Source organism: Alcaligenes sp. RM2 (assembly GCF_052931795.1).
The window spans coordinates 1,137,722-1,155,861 of record NZ_JBRFIO010000001.1 but is presented as its reverse complement, the minus strand read 5'-3'; the positions used below and the strand labels follow the sequence as shown (position 1 = coordinate 1,155,861).

Genomic DNA, 18,140 nt, shown 5'->3' with positions numbered 1-18,140 from the left:
TTATGATTCCGCCCGAGCTTCCTCCTTTTTATTATCTGCACAATTTCCACCAGGTTTTGCAGTGGGTACAGCATGCCAGTTCCGATCTGCTGGAGCCTGAACACGTCCAATGTGGCCATCGTTTTGGACATGCTTCCCAGCCTGCGCAAGCCTTGCTGGTCCGCTTGCTGATGCGTAAAGGCCCGGTGTTCCGTATCGACAAGCTGCGTTATGCCGAGATCGAAAATCTGGAAGAGGCCGTGCAAGAGCTGGCGGCCTGCGAGCTGATAGAAACCGATCCTGAGCTTGATCTGGAAACGTTGTTTGCTGTCCATACCGTTCCCGAGCTGCGCCGCTTGTTCAGTGAGCTGCCAGCCACCGGGCGCAAGTCAGACTATCTGGAATGGATTGGCCAGACGCAGGGTGAACAGGCCCGGCCTTTTACGCAGTGGTGTGCAGATCCCGGCCTGCACGCTCCGACGCTTCGTCTCTCACCACAAGTCATGCATTGGGCACAGCGTTTGCAACTATTGTTCTTTGGCAATCATTACCAGGACTGGTCCGAGTTCGTGCTCAGCGATCTTGGCTTGTATAGATACGAAACTGTGATTCTGGATCAGTCTAGTCGGGCGTTTCGACATAATGAGGACGTGCGCCTGTATGAAGCCTTGTCCGAGCTGCGTGATGCGCAAGACGAGGCCGATCCAGATCTGTGGGCCCAACGCTTTGCCGCTGTTCAGGCTGTTGAGACCGACAGTGATTGGCTTCAACGACGCAAGGCGAAAACCCTGTTTCAGCTAGGCCAGCAAGCCGAGCGCCAACATTGGTGGCCGTTGGCCGAGCAAGCCTATGTGCAGACCAACTGGCCGGGCGCCCGTTACCGTCAATTGCGGGTGCTGGAGCGTCAGGACAAGCATCAAGGGGCTTGGCCCTTGTTTTGTCAGGCGTGGGAGCAGCCCGAAAATGAGAGTGAAACCCAGAAGCTGCTGCGTATGCTGCCCCGGCTGCGTCGAAAACTGGCGGTAGAAGCTCCGCCCAGCCCGCCATCCACTAAACCTACAAGCCGCACGCAACGTAGTGATCTGGTTTTGTTTGATGACGGCAATCGGGTCGAGTCCCAGGTGTTGGCCCATTGGGATAGTCCCTTGGCTCCGGTTTTTTACGTAGAAAACGCCTTGTTTCCGGCCTTATTGGGATTGTTGAGCTGGGATGCCATTTTCGCTCCCTTGCCCGGTGCATTTTTCCACCCTTATCAAGCCTGTCCGGCCGATTGGGGTAACCCGGACTTTGTGTCGCGCAGACAAAACTTGTTTGATCAATCCTTAAGTGTGCTGGACGGTGCAGACTATAAAACCGTGATCTGGCAACGCTGGCAGCAAAAGCGCGGCATACAGTGCCCCTTGCTGATCTGGCCCGCCTTGGATGAATCCTTGATCGAACAGGCCTTGCATTGCATCCCCGCCCAGCATTTGCAGCTGGTGTTCAAGCGTATCTTGCAGGATTGGCGGGACAACCGTTCCGGTTTGCCGGATTTGGTGCGCTTCATGCCGGCTCAGCAAAGCTATGAATTGATTGAGGTAAAAGGCCCCGGAGACCGCTTGCAAGACAACCAGCGGCGTTGGTTAAGTTATTTCGAGCAACATGCCATCCCTGCGCGTGTTTGCTATGTGACCCGGCCTGAATCACCATGAAAGCCTGGACGGTAGGTGTACGAGCCTTATGCGAATTTACTGCACGTAGCGGGGATCTGGACCTGCGCTTTACGCCTGCGGCCACAGCACAGGAAGGTATCCTTGGCCACCAGCAGCTAAAGCTGCGTCGCCCCGAGCACTATGAAGTCGAGGTGCCCCTGTCGTACGAGATGGAAGGACTGCTGGTGCGTGGTCGAGCCGATGGGTTTGATCCTGTCAGCAACTGCCTGGAGGAGCTGAAAACCTATCGTGGGGCCTTTGATGCTATCCCCGAGCACCATAGACGTCTGCATCAGGCACAAGCCAAGGTCTATGCCGCCATCTTGTGCCAGGAGCGTGATTTGCCGGGGATGACGGTTAGCGTGGTGTATTACCACGTGGACAAGCACAAAGAGACCAGCATCTCCGAGTATATGGAGCGCGCAGCGCTGTGGGCCTTTTTCGAGGAGCAATGCCGCGCTTATGTAGAGTGGGGGCGGCAGGAGCAAAAACACAGGCTGGCGCGCGATCAAGCTTGTACAGCGTTGCAGTTTCCCTATGAACAATTTCGTGCCGGTCAGCGACAGCTAGCCGTGGCCGCGTTCCGGGCCCAACGTGACGCACAGTGCCTCTTAGCCCAAGCGCCCACCGGTATTGGCAAAACCTTGGCCGTCGTATTTCCAGGCCTGAAGGCCATGCCCGAGGCGGGTTTGGACAAGCTGTTTTATCTGACGGCCAAGAACTCCGGTCGGCAAATGGCGCTGGACGCCTTGCAGCGCTTAAGCCCGGAAGGCGAGGGTGCGTGGCGGGTGCTGGAAATGGTGGCCCGTGACAAGCAGTGCCCCCATCCGGATAAGGCCTGTCATGGTCAGTCCTGTCCTTTGGCCGAAGGTTTTTACGACCGTCTTCCGGCTGCCCGTCAGCAAGCTCTGGAGCAACCCATGCTGACTAGCCAGCGCTTGCAACAAGTGGCTAGCGAGCATCAGGTCTGCCCCTATTATTTGAGCCAGGAAATGCTGCGTTGGGCAGACGCTATTGTGGGCGACTACAACTACTTTTTCGACACGCATGCGGTGCTGTATAGCCAGACCCTGGCCCAGCAATGGCGCAGCGCGGTTCTGGTGGATGAGGCTCACAATCTGGTTGAACGTGCCCGTTCCATGTATTCCGCGTCTTTCTCGCAAGTGCAGTTGCGCATGGCGCGTAAAGCCTCGCCTTCGGCCTTGAAGCGTCATTTCGCCCCTTTGACTCGCTTGATGGAGAACTTGATACCTGAGGAAGGCGGTGACCAATGGGGGCTGGAAAAGATCCCGGAGGATTTGCTGGAGCAGTGCGACTATCTGGCGGCCCGTTTAGGCGCTTATGTGGCCGAGAATCCCATGCCGCAAGACAGCCCCTTGCTGCAGTTCTATTTCGAGCTGCTGTACTTTGTGGACCTGGCCGGACAGTTCGGCTCGCATTCCTTATTCGATATTTTGGCGCAGCGCGATGGCGTGCTCCTGAACTTGCGCAATATCGTGCCTGCTCCGTTTCTGGCCGAACGCTATGGCGACGCGCACGGGGTAGTGCTGTTCTCTGGCACCATGAACCCCTCGCAGTTTTATCGTGATGTTTTGGGTCTGCCGCCCAGCACAGCAGAGTTGAACGTGGCATCTCCTTATCGGGCTGAGCAGTTGCGGGTACGTCAATATGCCGGTCTGTCCACGCGCTATGCTGACCGGGCCCAGAGCCTGAGCGGCGTTTGCGATATTGTCGGGCAGGCGTATCAGGAGCAGCCGGGCAACTATCTCTTGTTTTTGAGCAGCTTTGATTATCTGCAGCAGGTCAGTCAGGCCTTGCAGGAGCGCTGGCCGGATATGCCGCTTTGGCATCAGCAACCGGGCATGAGCGATCTGCAAAGAACGCAGTTTCTGGACCGCTTTACGCTGGATGGGAAGGGAGTGGGTTTAGCGGTGCTGGGTGGGGCGTTTTCAGAAGGGGTGGATTTACCCGGTAAACGCTTGATCGGTGCTTTTATTGCCACCCTGGGTTTGCCGCAGTTCAATCCGGCCAATGAGTCCGTCAAACAAGTCATGGCCCGGCTCTTTGGGGAGCGGCGGGCCTATGACTATACCTATCTGTATCCGGGACTACGCAAGATTACACAGGCCGCGGGTCGTGTGATTCGCGATGAACAGGATCAAGGCTTTGTGTATCTGCTGGACGAGCGCTATGGGCAGCGGCGGGTGCAGCAGTTGCTGCCGGACTGGTGGCAAATTGAGCAGGTGCGGACTGACGCTCGTTCTGGGCAATCACTTCGGTAATGATTTGGGCGGTGGCGGCCGACAGCGTCCAGCCCAGGTGACCGTGGCCGGTGTTGTAGTAGACGCCAGGGCGGCTGCCTGCTTTTACGCGCGGCATCATGTCCGGCATCATGGGGCGCAAACCTGCCCACGGTACAACACGGTCGGTAGCCGCGTCGTGGAAGTTGCGACGGGTCCAGTTGGTCAGCGGGGCGATACGGTCGGCGCGAATGTCCTTGTTGGCGCCGTTGTATTCCGCCGTACCGGCCACACGCAGGCGGTCCTTGCCCAGGCGGCTGGTCACAATCTTGGCTTCTTCGTCCAGCAAGCTGACCCAAGGGGCGGCATGTTGGGCTTCTGGCGTATCCAGGTACACCGAGATCGAATAGCCTTTGACCGGGTAGATGTTGATGTAGTCGCCCAGCATATGGGCCAAGTGACGGCTACCCACGCCAGCGCAAACTACCAAGGAATCCACAGACAGTGTATGGGTGTGGGCTTCAGCGCCTTCACCGGTACGCAACTGGATGCGGTGTGGTGGGCCGCAATCAATACCCAGGACTTCCGTATCTTGCAGGAACTTCACGCCGCGCTTGGCGCAGGCATCGGCCAGACCGCGTGTGTATTTATGAATATCGCCTGTGGCGTCCGAAGGCGTAAAGAAACCGCCGTAGTAGGTGCCTTGCAGAGCAGGTTCGATCTGGTGGATTTCTTCGTTGGTAACCGTGCGGCGTTCCAAGCCGCCTTTGTGCAGCAGTTGGCTGACTTTCTTGCCAGATTCAAAGCCGCCGGGGGTGTGGTAGATGTGCAGAATGCCGCGCTGTTCCAGGTCGAAATCAATGTTTTCGTCCTTGGCCCACTGGTACAGATTCTCGCGGGCGCTGATGGCCAGCTTGACGGTGTCCACGGTGTTGCGCTCGTAACCGGAAATCGCGCCCACAAATTGCGCCATCCAGCTGTATTTATGCCAGCTTGGTTTGGGGTTGAACAGCAGTGGGGCGTCTTTGCGCATCATCCACTTCAAGCCCTTGAGAATGGTGCTGCGGCTGTTCCAGACTTCGGCGTTGCACGCAGATAGCTGTCCACCGTTGGCGAAGGAGGTTTCCATCGCGGGGTAGCGCAGGCGGTCGATAACGGTAACTTGATAGCCTTTCAGGCTAAGGGCGTAGGCGGTGGTGATTCCGGAAATACCGGCGCCAATGACGGCAATATGCGACATAACAGGCTCCTGACAGGTGAATTACCACCGAGTAGTGGCAATACCCCATCTGTCCTGTGACCTGAGAGTTTATCCAACCTGTGTGTCTGGCTGGGCTCCTTCGGTGGGCGTCAAACGCCGCTCTCCAGAGTGTCGGGCTGGTACGATCCTTTTGCCTGAGAGATTCCGGGGTGGTTGCTCCGTCGGCGCCTGACTGAACAGGTCTCTTTCATACCGCCTGTAGTGACGCGACTACAGTAGCTGTGCTTACAAAAATTTGCAATCAGGGTAAACCGGGAGCTGCATGCAGCGCTTGGGGGATTTCCATGGATAGATGCGATTGTCGGCTAAGCCCGGGAAGTTGTTGAGACTGCCCGTCCTTGATGCCGAGTTATTACTTACTTTTCGTCTAATTTGCGCCCGATATTTCGTTGATTCCGGAGCGGGGCTCGTTTCTTTATGGACTTAGTCCAAGCGGTAATGCGCACCCAGACTGTGTGGTCGGTCCAAGGCTGCCTGGGTTAGCAGCCAGGCAGTGTCCAGTTGCAGGCTGAGGGTCCGTTGGTCGAGGCTGGGGGGGAGAAGGCTAATTTGCCTGCGCCACCGGTCCAGGGTGTGCAAGGCTTGCATCAGTCCTTGGCGATTGCGCAACAGGCCGACATGCTCTTGCATCAAGTTGCGCAAGGCGGGCAGGGAGGGTGGATTGTTTGTGGATGGGCTGCGGTTTTTACGGTTGCCGTTGCCGTTGCTATAGCTATTGTTTTTGCCATAGTGACGTCCTTTGTCGTTGATTATGTTTTCCATTGCATTGGCTGCCGCCGCAGTCATAAGGGAATGTCTTGGGTTTGGGGTCGAGCGCGAACTAGCGTTCAAACTCAAACCCCAATTCGGGCCGACACTAGCCTGGGAACTGGAACTGGAACTGGAACTGGAACTGGAACTGGAACTGGAACTGGAACTGGAACTGGAACTGGAGTTTGGATTGGAGTTCTTGTATGAACATGAACGTGACATCGAACTTGTATTTGCAACATCTGTCTCAGGGACCAAAGCTGAACGCTGGATTCTCTTGCTTCCAGCAATCGCCTCGGCAGCCGCCCGCCCCATGACGACACACTCCAGCAAGGAGTTGCTGGCCAATCGATTTGCCCCATGCAAACCTGTGCAGGCTACTTCACCCACGGCGTATAAACCAGCTACCGTTGTGCGGCCTGACAAGTCTGTTTCAATCCCTCCGCAGCTGTAGTGCGCGGCAGGCGCTACCGGCACCCAATCCTGACGTAAATCCAGTCCTCGCCGCAAACCTTCTTCCAATGTTTTCGGGAAATGCTGCTGCAAAATGTCTGCACCAAGATGGCGTACATCCAGCCAGACATGGCTGCTACCTTCTTGCCGCATCTGTGTGGCAATAGCACGCGACACAATATCGCGTGGAGCCAGTTCCGCTCTGGCGTCGTAATCCGGCATGAAGCGGCGACCTTGCTTGTCCAGCAGATGTCCACCCTCACCACGCAAGGCTTCGGTTAGCAAGAAGGTGGGACCCTCCGCATGCAAGCAGGTCGGATGAAACTGCACAAACTCCAGATCGCGTATCGCCGCACCAGCGCGCCAGGCCAGGGCAATGCCTTCTCCCAAGGCACTATCGGGATTGGTGCTGTGCGCGTACAGGCTACCTAGCCCACCAGTTGCCAACACGACATGATCCGCCAACATAGTTTCGTAGCGACGAGTGTGCTTGTCGTAGATATCCACGCCAGCCACCGCGCCTTGTTCATTGCGGCGCAGGGCTAATGCCAGGCAGTCTGTACGCTGCTGGATATGAGAGGCTTGAGTCAATTGGGGCAGGAGAGCCTGCATGATGGCGTAACCACTGGCATCGGCCGCGTGTACGATGCGTCGCTGGCTGTGCCCACCTTCGCGAGTCAGGTGCAATTGGCCATCTTCCGTTCTGTCCAGAGGAACCTGCTTTTTCAGTAGCCAATGCACCGCTTCTGGCGCGGCTTGCAAAATCCCGCGCACCGCTTCTTTATCCGAGTGCCGAGCACCCGCTTCCAGCGTGTCTTCAATGTGTTGTTCCAGACTGTCCTGGGCACTGAGTACGGCGGCCAGACCTCCCAAGGCCATCGGGCTGGCCCCACAGGGAGCGGGGGCGCTGCTGAGCAGAGTCACTTTCATGGTGGAGGGCAAGGATAGAGCCAGACTGGTGCCAGCCAGCCCCGCACCGATGATTAACACCTCCGTCTGTGTCGAGCCTGATTGCATCAAGCAGCTCCTACATGCTGGAACTGCTGACTGTGCTCGGCCAGGTCAGCACTAACGCGCAAATTGTTCTGCTGAGCGGCAGCAAAATCCATCATGCGTTGCAAAGAACGTCGGGCGCCTTCACGCAGGTCAGGATCTACTTGAATGCCAGGGCCTGGTTGACTTAATCGTTGATGCAGTGCTTCCAGACTGTTCAAGGCCATCCAGGGGCAAAAGGCGCAGCTTTTGCAGGTAGCACTTTCGCCCGCGGTAGGGGCGGCCAAAAAGGTTTTGCCCGGCGCTTGCTGGCGCATGGCATGCAAGATTCCTTGATCGGTGGCGACGATAAAGGTGTCGGCAGAACGATTGATGGCAGCGCGCAGTAGCTGCGTTGTCGAGCCAACCACATCCGCCAGCGCAACAACAGAAGCGGGTGATTCGGGATGTACCAGCACCTGGGCATCGGGGTGCTCGCTCATCAAGGCTTTCAAGCCATCGGCCTTGAATTCGTCATGGACCAGACAGGAGCCTTGCCAAAGCAGCATGTCTGCGCCGGTTTGTTTTTGGATATAAGAGCCCAAATGACGATCCGGTGCCCACAGAATTTTTTTCCCTTGGGCATGTAAATGCCGCACGATGTCCAGGGCGATGGAGGACGTCACCACCCAATCCGCCTGGGCTTTGACAGCCGCGCTGGTATTGGCATACACCACCACTTCCCGATCCGGATGCGCAGCACAGAATTGCTTGAAATCTTCGGGGGCACAACCTAGATCCAGAGAACACGTCGCCTCGTCATGCACGGCCAGTACGCGCTTTTCAGGGCTCAGAATTTTGGCGGATTCAGCCATAAAGCCCACGCCGGCTACCAAGACCGTGCTGGCTTCATGTTCCTGCCCAAAGCGTGCCATTTCTAAAGAGTCGCCCACGCAGCCCCCGGTTTCCAAGGCCAGGTCTTGAATATCCGGGTCTGTGTAGTAGTGGGCCACCAGTACGGCGTCTTGCTCTTTCAACTGCTTGGCCAGAGCTTGTTTCAAAGCGGCCTTATCGCTTTGCAGATTGAGTTTGGAAGGAACTTCATGCCAGGTAATCTGACGGCTCAAGGCGTCCTTGGCGTCGGGCTGACAGACATCCACGGGGAAATGCTGAATCATGTTCATCCTTGATGCTCATTTTGAGCATAAATAGAATAAAAAAATGGGGAATATGAATTTCTGATCGGAAAGAAGCGCGTCTCTATTGTTATGCTTTTTTTGAGCATAAATAAAAAAACAGCACACTGCAAGCACAAGAGCAGGGTAGGGAAAGAAAAAAGAGGGGGTGCCCCGCCTTGGACGCCTGGGCCCAAGGCGGGGTGAAAGCCAGTTAAGGCGCAGGGTTCGGGGTGTGGTGATGAATAGCGTTGATCTTGGCGATTAACTCATCACTTAATTGAACATCTGCACTGGCGATGTTCTCGCGCAGTTGTTCCAGCGTAGTCGCACCGATCAGGTTGCTGCTGGTAAAGGCTTGCTGGTTTACCCAGGCCAAGGCCAATTGGGTAGGCGTCAAACCGTATTCGCGAGCCAGTTCGTTGTAGGCCAACGCGGCCTCACGAGCGCGGGGAGCATCGTAGCGCGTGAAACGGTCGTACAGCGTCAACCGTCCTTTCTCGGGACGAGCTCCGTTGTCATATTTGCCCGTCAACACACCCATCGCAAAAGGTGAATAGGCCAGCAGACCCAGGCCTTCATAACGGCAGAATTCGGACAGCCCCTCTTCAAACACGCGGTTCAGCAGGTTGTAGGGGTTCTGGATCGTGGCAATCAAAGGCAGAGAGCGGGAGCGCGACAGCTCCAGAAAGCGCGAAACACCCCAAGGCGTTTCATTGGAGACACCTATGTGACGTATCTTGCCTTGACGCACAAAGTCATCCAGTACCGACAAGGTTTCCTCGATTGGGATAGTGTCTTCTTCTTTCCACGGGTAGCTGCGCTGCCCAAATGTCACCGTGCTGCGATCCGGCCAGTGCAGTTGATACAGGTCCAGATAATCCGTTTGCAGTCGACGCAGGCTGTCATGCAGGGCTTGTTCCAGATTCTTGCGATCCAGGCTGGTACCGCCATTGCGGATATGACCAGGGCGTTTGGGGTCACGTTGGGGGCCAGCAATTTTGCTGGCCAGAACAATGTCCTTGCGGCGGCCGGTTTTAGCCAGCCAGGTGCCGATATATTGCTCGGTCAAACCTTGCGTAGCCGCCATAGGGGGCACAGGGTACATCTCGGCGGTATCCACCAGATTCACACCCAGTTCCAAAGCAAGGTCCAGTTGAGCGTGTGCATCGGCCTCGCTGTTCTGTTCCCCGTATGTCATGGTGCCCAAGCCAATCAGGCTGACATCCAGGTCTGTATTGCCCAGCTTGCGGTATTTCATTTGCTTCGACTCCCGAAAGCGCAGGGCCGGGCGGCCCTACAAACCGTGCATGGTAGCGTATTTAGCCAGCCTGCCGGGCAGCTTATTTTGCAGCTGTGTACACCAGACGACCTTGAAAAATTGTCATCAACACCTTGGTGTCGCTGATTTCGCTAGGCTTAATCTTGAATAAGTCCCGATCCAGCACAATCAGATCAGCAGATTTCCCTGTTTCCAAAGACCCTGTTTCTGTTTCGCGGCCCAAAGCCTTGGCACCGTTTTGCGTAAAAATCTGCAGTGCTTCGGTCAGATTCAAGGCTTGTTCAGCGCCCAGTTGCTCACCCTGCCGCTGCCCGAAGGGATTGGCGCGCGTCATCAGAGACTCAATCGCGGGCCAAGGGTTGTTGTCCTTCACACCAGAGGGCCAGTCCGAGCCGGCAATAATGGTGGCGTCATGATCCAACAACATACGGGCCTGGAACATGTTCCTGCTGCGCTCACCCACTACCGAGCTGATGGCGTCAGTCAAACCGGAGGGGTACCAGATATAGGGAGAAAAGTCGGCGGCTACATTCAGAGCCTTGAAGCGCGGTTTGTCCTGATCGTCTACAAACTCCGAGTGTGCAAGCTCGTGCATCAAACCTTGAGGACCATTGGCGTTGCGTGCTTTTTCAATAGCGTTCAACGCCACGCGAATAGCCCGATCACCCGCGGTATGCATCTTCAAACCATAACCGGCTGCATCCAGGTGAGAGACGACGCGATCCAGTTCATTTTCAGGAACGACCAAGGCCCCCAAGGACAGAGGATCATCCTGGTGAGTATCCGCGTAGGGCTCCAGCATGGCGGCTGTATGTGCCGCGGTAGGAACCCCGTCGGTATAGATCTTGACGTAGTTGGTCTTCAGGTCAGGGAGGGCATACTGCTTGCTGATGCGGTCAATTTCAGCAAAATCAAAAACATGCTTGCTGTCCTTGCCCGAGATACGGATGGCGGTGGCGATATGGGCATTCAAACCCTCTTGCTTGGCCAGGTTGTAATACGAGCGCACAACAGCCTCGCTGGCATCGGCATCCTTTAAACCCGTACTCCCGAACTGGTTGGACTCCTGGATGGCATAGCGCGCTGCTTTCAGATATTGATCATCCGTCCAATCCGGTACAAAAGAACGGATATAGATATTGGCCTCGACTAAAACCCCGTTGGGTTCGCGGCTATCAAGCTCGTGCTTGACGGTCATGCCGCTAGGAGGCGTAAAGTTGGCATCAATCTGCGAGAGGCCCAAAGCCTTGGAGTTGACCCAGGCGTTGTGACCCGTGTCGTCGGTCAACACAATAGCCTTGTCGCCAGAGACGGCATCCAGCCATGCGCGCGGCGAAGCAATTTTGTGAGTCTTGAAGAAATCACTGTCCCATTGGCCTCCCTGAATCCACAGCGTTTCGTTACGCGCCACGCAGGCTTTCAAGGTGTTTGCCAATACATCCGGCGTTACCGTGAAAGGGAAGTTGCACTGGAACAGATGCTTCAAGCCACCCCATACAGGATGGGAGTGTGCTTCATTGATACCGGGCATAGCCATTTTCCCGCCAAGATCAATCAGCTGAGTCTTGTCCCCACGTCTGGATTGCAGTTGCTCTGTACTGCCCACGGCTTCAATTTTTCCATCACGTATCGCAATGGCTTCAACCCAAGCCTGTTCCGGGTTTTGCGTATAAATACGCCCATTCACGACTAGCAGGTCGGCCGCAGGTGAGGCTGCCAATATTATTGGGCTGATAGTACTGATCCCAGCCAGGCATGCCAATGAGGCAACTGCTAAACGTGAACGACTAAAAGGCATGTCTCTTTGCTCCAGTATTGTTATGACGATGTTTGAGGTGTTGGATATAGCTTTCTTGTGTTTTTGAGAGTTCAAAAAAGCGATAGCCAACACCTCAAGGCTACAGCTCTGGAGCAGGGGTTTCTATAGGTAAAAACACAATGAGAGATCTACGAATATGCCCAAAGTTATTCAAGCAATAAAATACCTCTGAACGTGTGAAAGAAGCTTTATGTGTCAATTGGTAGCCAACAAAAAAGCCTTCACGCATCAGCAGTGAAGGCTTTCCGAGAGAGGCTCAGCTACGGGTATCAGGCCGCCTCATCATGCTCCGGCAGGGCGGGTGGAGCAGGCAGCGGGCGGGTAGGCAGTAAAGGCAAACCGTGTTTGCTGCGCAAACGCTGGCAATCCACATTTGGGCTGCCATCCAGTTCCCAGATTTGGTAGTCACGACAGGGAGTAGGGCGATCCGGATAAATAGCGCAATGAATCCCAGGCTGGCCCAAGATGCCACGCAAGGCAATACAACGACCTTCCCCTTGCTCGGTTCCTTTCATACAGGCGCGCAACGGCCCAACCTTGGTGGTCAACTCGACCGGCACCGTACCGCCAGTCTCGCCACTTAACTCACCACTATAGAAAGACACCCGAAAGTGCGAACAGCACACGCCGCAGCTTAAACAGGGGTTTTCATCAAAAATCTCGTCATTGGGTGGCGTATAAAGCACCGCTTCCAGCGTAGTTTCCTGAACGCCGGGTAAATCCAGTAGTGGAGTCGGGGTGGGCGGGAGAGAAGAGCAAGTCATGTGCGTAGGTGTCCCGTAGCAGCCGCAGATCTGTTTCGGACGAGATTGATGATCTGCAGGCGTAAAGCAATTATTTTATTTTTGCCCGAAGAACTTGAATAGAAAAATCGTGCGACAGTGGGGTGGCTTGATGCTGGCTGGAGACAGATTGTGTGTATCTGTATGTTTCATGGCTCTGCCTTGCCAGGAAGCACATAAATTTATGGAAATTCGTCAGTTTTTTGTTTAATTCTTATAAATCAATGGATTACAAGATTTCCCAGTCTTGGGGAGCTATTTTTCCAGCTAAGACATATAAAAAAGATCATCTTTTTTATAGAAAAACGCAAAATAGTGTTGACAGCCCCATAGGGAAGATCTATTATTTCATTTCTTCACCGCAGGCGGTTAGCTCAGTTGGTTAGAGCGCTACGTTGACATCGTAGAGGTCGCTGGTTCGAATCCAGTACTGCCTACCAGAATACATGCACACAGCTCCAAGCTGTGCCAAGAAAAGCCCCAAAGATCAATGCTTTGGGGCTTTTTTGTTTTCTACAACTATAGCCTGCACTATTAATGCCTATATTGAATCCAGCGCGCGTCTAAGCTCTCTAGGCTCAGGGCTGACCCCAACGGCCCGTAAATGGCGATTACAGATAAACCAGATTTCGTCCCTGTCGTTAGCCAAAATAAAGAAGGCATCCGATGTCTCTGACGGGTTGAACATCCCCAGGGCACGGTAAGCAGTCTGCATATTGAATCCGCTTTGAAGCGGGGAGGGCTTGGGCCCATCCTTCAGCTCTTGAACACGAAGATATAGTCCCGTCTCTAGTGTGATCATGCAAGCCTCGCTTCTAGTTGCGTTGCTTTATTCTAGGAGCAGGAAAAGATCTTCGCCACAGGTCCGTACCTTTAGGTGTAATAAGACTTCATCAGATATAACAGAGCTTATGGCAGTCGACAAAAAAGCCTCGGTAGAGGCTTTTTTGTGTGTTCGCGCCCGGGGTGCTTTGTCTTACATGACAACATACTGGGAGATGGCCAGAAAATGCGCAGCGCTGCCGGCCAGTACAAATAAATGCCAAATGCCGTGCCAATGTCGGAAGCGTTCGTCAAACACAAAGAACACGATCCCGGCGGTATAAATTGCTCCCCCAGCCGCCAGCCAGGAAAAACCTTCCGAGCCCAGGTTGTCTGCCAGCGGGCCCAGTGCCAGCAATACAATCCATCCCATAACGGCATAGATCACCAGCGATAGTATGCGTGCCGGCGAACGTGGTCGGATATCTTGAAGAATGCCAATCAGTGCCAAACCCCAGACCACGCCGAACAGACTCCATCCCCAAGGGCCTCGCAGCGTTACCAGGCAGAAGGGCGTGTAGCTGCCAGCAATCAACAGGTAGATGGAAAAGTGATCCAGCTTGCGGAAGACGTTTTTGGCCCGCCCCTTGAAGCAGTGGTACAAGGTGGAAATCAGGTACAGCAGGATAAGTGTGGCGCCGTAAATGGCCGTGCTGGTGATGCGCCAGGGGTCCCCGGTAAAGCTCGCCATGACAATTAACCAGGATACGCCGCCTACAGCCAGAACTGCACCGATCAGATGTGACCAGGCATTGAAACGTTCACCGTAATACATGATGCTTTATTCTCTCCGAACATTCGGCACGCCGATTGCAAGACCGTCGACGTGGTCGGAAAAGCTTAGCGCATAAATCAAGCTCTCGTATTGATCTCTGTTAGGTCAATGCGGGACATTCGTTCGCCGCTTTGGATGAGGAATGCCGGTCGAAGTGTCCACTACACAAAACCTGATGAGTTGCACTTTTTTCCTTGCTTGGGTTCTTGCCTGACTTGATGGCATATCTCTTGCGTTGTCAGTAAAAGAGGTGTGGTTTGATGGCAATTCAGTCACTTGTTGGCCTGCCACGTAAACCCCAATACCTGCTGACCAACTCCAGTTTTAGGATACGGTTTGCGCGACGTGCGCTCATACCTAAAGAGGGTCATCATGAAATTTGTGCTTTACAAGGACAAAAGTGGTGAATGGCGGTGGCGATTCAAGGCCGCGAATGGGAACATTATTTGCGTTAGCTCCGAGGGCTACAGCAGTAAGCAGAGCGCACAACATAGTATTGAGTCTGTGAAAAAAGGGATGGCTGATGCTCCGGTTGTCGAGGAGTAAGCAGAGACTTTCCTTAAGTTTTTACGCACAGCTTGTAGACTTATGAATAAAAAAAGCTCCCCAGCGAAAAGGGAGCCCAAAGACCTCGTCAAGATCCGAGGTCTTTTTTATGTCGACTCCGTACGGGAGGCGACTCAACAGCAGCGATCAATCCAGCATCGCTTCAGCCTCAATCTCGATCAGCCACTCAGGCTTGGCCAATCCACTGATCAAGATCCAGGAAGAGGGTGGTGGATTGACGGGAAATCGTTTCAGCAGCGCAGCGGCTATTTCGTCCTGCTCTTGTGGTGAGCTTGCATCTTCCCGGATAAAAATCCGCAGCATGATTACCTGATCAATCTTGCCGCCAACCTCGGCCAGGACCAGTTCAATATTGTCCAAGGCGGCTTCTGTTTGCTCGCGCATTCCGCCAGCTACGGTTTGCTCCTGAGCATTTACGCCTACTTGGCCAGACAGCATGACACGGCGGTTGCCAGTGACCACCAGGCCCTGGCTGAAACCATATTGCAGGGAATTGAATACGGTGGAGGGATTAATAGCGCTTTTTGTCATCTTGATAAATTCATTAAAAGTTGAGTGGGTGTATTTACACACCATACTCCTACTTTGGGGCGTTACGCTGGAAAGCAAGGGCTTGTCTTTGAGGAGGTTTTTTGTGGGTTTGATAAGGGAGTGTTGAGCCTGGTCTCCAACGGAAAAAGGTAGGAAAAATTCTTCAAAATTAATTAAGTTTTATGTAAAGTGTCCATCGTCTGGCTTTATGCTTTTTTGTCCGTAATAGGCCGACCCTTCCTGCTATACTCGCCGCTTATTTTTTTTGGTAATAAAGGAAGCGGGAAATGAAGAAGATCGTATTTATAGCTGCCCTGTCAGTGGGCTTGGCGGGATGTGAAACGATGAACTCCATGACTAAAGGCATTGATGATGCGTTTGCCAGTGTCAATGAAGCGATGGGGGCGGGCCCGATTGCTGACACTCCGGCACAGATTTGTTCAGAGATGCGTTCCAATCATGCGCGTGCTGTGAACAAGTACAGTGGGAAAACCGTTGAGGTAACTGGCAAATTGGTGGCCATGGAGCAAAACACATTGGCTGAGGCCATGAGTGGCATGAACTCAAAAGTATGGGGCAGTGCCAAACAGTTTGACGTTCGAGTCAGCAGTGGGCCTATCGTCTTTTCTTCCTTGATCAACCGCCGCACCGAGCAACTGAATGTGTTCAATATGGGTGACACGGTGACCATTAAAGGCCGTATCAGGACGATTGGCAAAGGGAAGTCTTGCACCATTAGCCTTGAAGAAAACATGAGCATCAAGCAGCAGTAAATGAGTAAGGGTCCGTTATGGCGGACTGCACGAATAAGCCCGCTTTGTAGCGGGCAATGTTGTTTCTGGGGCCCAGGTTTTGTTGCACCTGGCCTTGGGAAAGCCTCATATCGAATTTCCATTACGGGACGATTCAGCCGTTAGAATTGCTTATCCATCTACCTACAGAGGCTCGTATGGCAAACAATAAATCCACGATTCACGGCAACTGTCTGTGCGGTGCCGTCTCGATCAGTTTTCAGCAGCAAAAACCTTCGATCAGCGCTTGCCATTGCGGCATCTGCCGCAGCTGGTCCGGTGGCCCCTTCTTGTCGCTGGAGTCCCATGAGGCCCCAGTAATTGAAGGCGCGGAGCATGTGCGTTCCTATGCTTCTTCGGAGTGGGCGGAGCGCAGTTTCTGTGATGTATGCGGTACGCACTTGTTTTACAAGCTCAAGGCCGGTGGTTTCCATGCTGTTTCTGCTGGCTTGTTCAAGGACAGCGGGAGCTGGCCGTTCGAGCTGCAGGTCTTTATTGATGACAAGCCTGACAACTACGCATTCGCTAACAAAACGCGAGAGATGACGGGCGAAGAGGTGGTTAAGCTGTTTTCGTGATGCTATGACTGGCCAGATGCATATGCAGGGGCCAGGGCAGTGCTTGCTGAAAACTGGACTGGTCGAACTATCAAAGGACGATTCCATAAACTCGATCTTGGGTCATCTATAAGGAGAACTCCGTGATGAAAAGAATTTTTTTCCTGTCGCTGTCTACGTTATTGGTCGCTTGCGCTTCTTCCAATGCCGATCTGGCGACCCAGGAAGATGTAGACCTGGGTAAGTACATGGGCACCTGGTACGAGCAGGCGCGTCTACCCAATAACTTTCAGCGTGAATGTGCCGGAGATGTGCAAGCTAATTACGTGATGGAAGCGGACAAGACGATTACCGTTACCAATCGTTGTCAGGGTACGGACGGTGAGGTGAAGGAAGCCATCGGGCAGGGGCGCTTGTCGACGAGTGTGGAGCCTGTTGATCCGGCGATACTAGAAGTGCGTTTTGCTCCGAAATGGCTGTCCTGGTTCCCTATGGTGTGGGGTGACTACTGGATCATGAAGCTGGAAGGGGACTACCAGTATTCTTTGGTCGGTACGCCGGATCGAAAATATCTCTGGGTCTTGTCCCGACAAAAACAGGCTGATCCGCAGCTTGTCAGTGACTTGCTGGATTACGCGGCATCCCAAGGCTTTGCGGTCCAAAAGGTGATTTCCACCAAGCAGTAGCGTGCATTCGATGATCGAGGCTTCTGCGCCTGCATAAAACAGCATATCCTCTTAGCGTTTTTAGTTATAAGCATGGGGAAATTAGATCGTTTTGAAGAGCTTGCGGCTGTGGTCGAATGGCACGACGGTATGTATCGGACGTGCCATTTTTTTATCGGAATGTTTTTACTATGAAGTCGTTTTTAAGCATTGCCGCGACCCTTACCCTGGCGTTGGTGGCTGGAGTGGCCCAGGCTGATCGTCTGGATGACATCAAGAAAACGGGTGTCTTGAAAGTAGCGTCTTTCGACAGCAATCCACCTTTTGGTTTTGTGGATCAGAAGTCCCGCCAGATCACCGGTCTGGATGTGGATTTTGCTCAGGCTCTGGCTGACAAGCTGGGCGTGAAGCTGGAAGTCTTGCCAACCAACCCGGCCAATCGTGTGCCGCTGTTGACGTCCAATAAAGTAGATCTGGTTTTGGCCAACTTCACCATCACGGAAGAGCGCGCCAAACAGGTAGATTTCAGCATTCCGTACTTTGCATCGGGCCAGCAGTTCCTGGCTAAAAAAGGCGTCTTGTCCTCGCCCGAGCAGTTGAACTCGCTGCGTATTGGTGTGGATAAAGGAACGGTCAATGAGATCGTTCTGCGTGAAAAATACCCCCAGGCCAAGCTGCTTGCCTATGACGATACGCCCTTCGCCTTCACCGCTTTGCGTAACGGTAACGTGCAGGCCATCACTCAGGATGGTCCCAAGCTGATCGGTTTGCTGGCGAACGTGCCGGACAAGGAAAACTATGAAATCCCGGCCTTCAGCATTTCCGAGGACTTGATCGGCATTGGTATCCCCAAAGGCGAGACAGCACTGAAGTCTTTTGTGGATGAAACTTTGCTGGAGCTGGAAAGCCAGGGCAAGGCACAAGCCATTTATGACGTCTGGTTTGGCCCTCAGTCCAAAACACCGCTGGAGCGCTTGTACCGCATCGGTCAGCAACAGTAAGTCATCACTTGCTTGCAAGCCAGCCTT

General features: G+C 53.9%; 14 protein-coding genes, 1 tRNA gene, 1 pseudogene and 2 riboswitches. Of the genes and pseudogenes, 8 read left to right on the top strand and 8 right to left on the bottom strand.

Annotated features, from left to right (window positions below; genetic code table 11):
* Nucleotides 1-2 precede the first annotated feature (2 nt).
* Both ACU6HM_RS05350 and ACU6HM_RS05345 read left to right on the top strand, forming a co-directional pair.
* Nucleotides 3-1,670, top strand: a complete 1,668-nt coding sequence (locus tag ACU6HM_RS05350; protein ID WP_254499335.1) for a VRR-NUC domain-containing protein — start codon at nt 3-5, stop codon at nt 1,668-1,670.
* Nucleotides 1,667-3,844 (top strand): annotated as a pseudogene (locus ACU6HM_RS05345) (ATP-dependent DNA helicase); the annotation flags it as partial. The gene ACU6HM_RS05350 and the pseudogene ACU6HM_RS05345, both read left to right, overlap by 4 nt.
* Here the strand turns inward: ACU6HM_RS05345 and ACU6HM_RS05340 are convergent.
* From ACU6HM_RS05340 to ACU6HM_RS05315, 6 genes are all read right to left on the bottom strand, one after another.
* A complete protein-coding gene (locus ACU6HM_RS05340; RefSeq protein ID WP_031232121.1) occupies nt 3,789-5,150 on the bottom strand; it encodes a D-amino acid dehydrogenase in 1,362 nt (453 codons plus the stop codon). The pseudogene ACU6HM_RS05345 and the gene ACU6HM_RS05340 sit on opposite strands and share 56 nt — an antisense overlap.
* Nucleotides 5,151-5,198: 48 nt before the next feature.
* Nucleotides 5,199-5,279, bottom strand: a riboswitch (glycine riboswitch).
* Nucleotides 5,280-5,283: 4 nt separating this feature from the next.
* Nucleotides 5,284-5,371: riboswitch (glycine riboswitch) on the bottom strand.
* Nucleotides 5,372-5,594: 223 nt separating this feature from the next.
* Nucleotides 5,595-7,391, bottom strand: coding sequence for an L-aspartate oxidase (gene nadB / locus ACU6HM_RS05335; protein WP_446763425.1), 1,797 nt, complete (start codon nt 7,389-7,391; stop codon nt 5,595-5,597).
* Nucleotides 7,391-8,530: a quinolinate synthase NadA gene (gene nadA, locus ACU6HM_RS05330; protein WP_302356604.1), complete on the bottom strand. Its 1,140-nt coding sequence runs from the start codon at nt 8,528-8,530 to the stop codon at nt 7,391-7,393. Before nadA ends, nadB begins: the two co-directional genes overlap by 1 nt.
* A gap of 205 nt (nt 8,531-8,735) precedes the next feature.
* Nucleotides 8,736-9,782, bottom strand: a complete 1,047-nt coding sequence (locus tag ACU6HM_RS05325) for an NADP(H)-dependent aldo-keto reductase (RefSeq protein ID WP_446763424.1) — start codon at nt 9,780-9,782, stop codon at nt 8,736-8,738.
* 82 nt (nt 9,783-9,864) lie between these two features.
* Complete coding sequence (locus ACU6HM_RS05320) at nt 9,865-11,523, bottom strand: amidohydrolase (protein WP_446763423.1); 1,659 nt, start codon at nt 11,521-11,523, stop codon at nt 9,865-9,867.
* Nucleotides 11,524-11,891: 368 nt separating this feature from the next.
* Nucleotides 11,892-12,308, bottom strand: a complete 417-nt coding sequence (locus ACU6HM_RS05315) for a YkgJ family cysteine cluster protein (RefSeq protein ID WP_446763562.1) — start codon at nt 12,306-12,308, stop codon at nt 11,892-11,894.
* A gap of 459 nt (nt 12,309-12,767) precedes the next feature.
* Between ACU6HM_RS05315 and ACU6HM_RS05310 the strand changes: the two genes are divergently transcribed.
* A tRNA-Val gene (locus ACU6HM_RS05310) sits at nt 12,768-12,844 on the top strand.
* Between the two features lie 536 nt (nt 12,845-13,380).
* Here the strand turns inward: ACU6HM_RS05310 and trhA are convergent.
* The gene (gene trhA / locus ACU6HM_RS05305; RefSeq protein WP_009454498.1) at nt 13,381-14,001 is read right to left on the bottom strand and encodes a PAQR family membrane homeostasis protein TrhA; all 621 of its coding nucleotides are present in this window, start codon (nt 13,999-14,001) and stop codon (nt 13,381-13,383) included.
* A gap of 372 nt (nt 14,002-14,373) precedes the next feature.
* Between trhA and ACU6HM_RS05300 the strand changes: the two genes are divergently transcribed.
* Nucleotides 14,374-14,547 (top strand): YegP family protein, encoded by a 174-nt coding sequence (locus ACU6HM_RS05300; protein ID WP_021446666.1) that lies wholly within the window; start codon nt 14,374-14,376, stop codon nt 14,545-14,547.
* A gap of 147 nt (nt 14,548-14,694) precedes the next feature.
* Here the strand turns inward: ACU6HM_RS05300 and ACU6HM_RS05295 are convergent, their stop codons facing one another.
* Nucleotides 14,695-15,099: a RidA family protein gene (locus ACU6HM_RS05295; protein ID WP_446763422.1), complete on the bottom strand. Its 405-nt coding sequence runs from the start codon at nt 15,097-15,099 to the stop codon at nt 14,695-14,697.
* A gap of 344 nt (nt 15,100-15,443) precedes the next feature.
* Here ACU6HM_RS05295 and ACU6HM_RS05290 point away from each other — a divergent pair, with 344 nt between their 5' ends.
* From ACU6HM_RS05290 to ACU6HM_RS05275, 4 genes are all read left to right on the top strand, one after another.
* The gene (locus ACU6HM_RS05290; protein ID WP_203144732.1) at nt 15,444-15,872 is read left to right on the top strand and encodes a hypothetical protein; all 429 of its coding nucleotides are present in this window, start codon (nt 15,444-15,446) and stop codon (nt 15,870-15,872) included.
* Nucleotides 15,873-16,048: 176 nt separating this feature from the next.
* On the top strand, nt 16,049-16,468 hold the full coding sequence (locus ACU6HM_RS05285; RefSeq protein WP_203144731.1) for a GFA family protein: 420 nt from the start codon (nt 16,049-16,051) through the stop codon (nt 16,466-16,468).
* Nucleotides 16,469-16,593: 125 nt separating this feature from the next.
* Nucleotides 16,594-17,133 carry a lipocalin family protein gene (locus ACU6HM_RS05280; protein WP_009454491.1) on the top strand — a complete coding sequence of 180 codons (540 nt, stop codon included), beginning with the start codon at nt 16,594-16,596 and terminating at the stop codon, nt 17,131-17,133.
* A 170-nt stretch (nt 17,134-17,303) separates the two neighbouring features.
* The gene (locus ACU6HM_RS05275; protein WP_009454490.1) at nt 17,304-18,113 is read left to right on the top strand and encodes an ABC transporter substrate-binding protein; all 810 of its coding nucleotides are present in this window, start codon (nt 17,304-17,306) and stop codon (nt 18,111-18,113) included.
* The last annotated feature ends 27 nt before the right edge of the window (nt 18,114-18,140 follow it).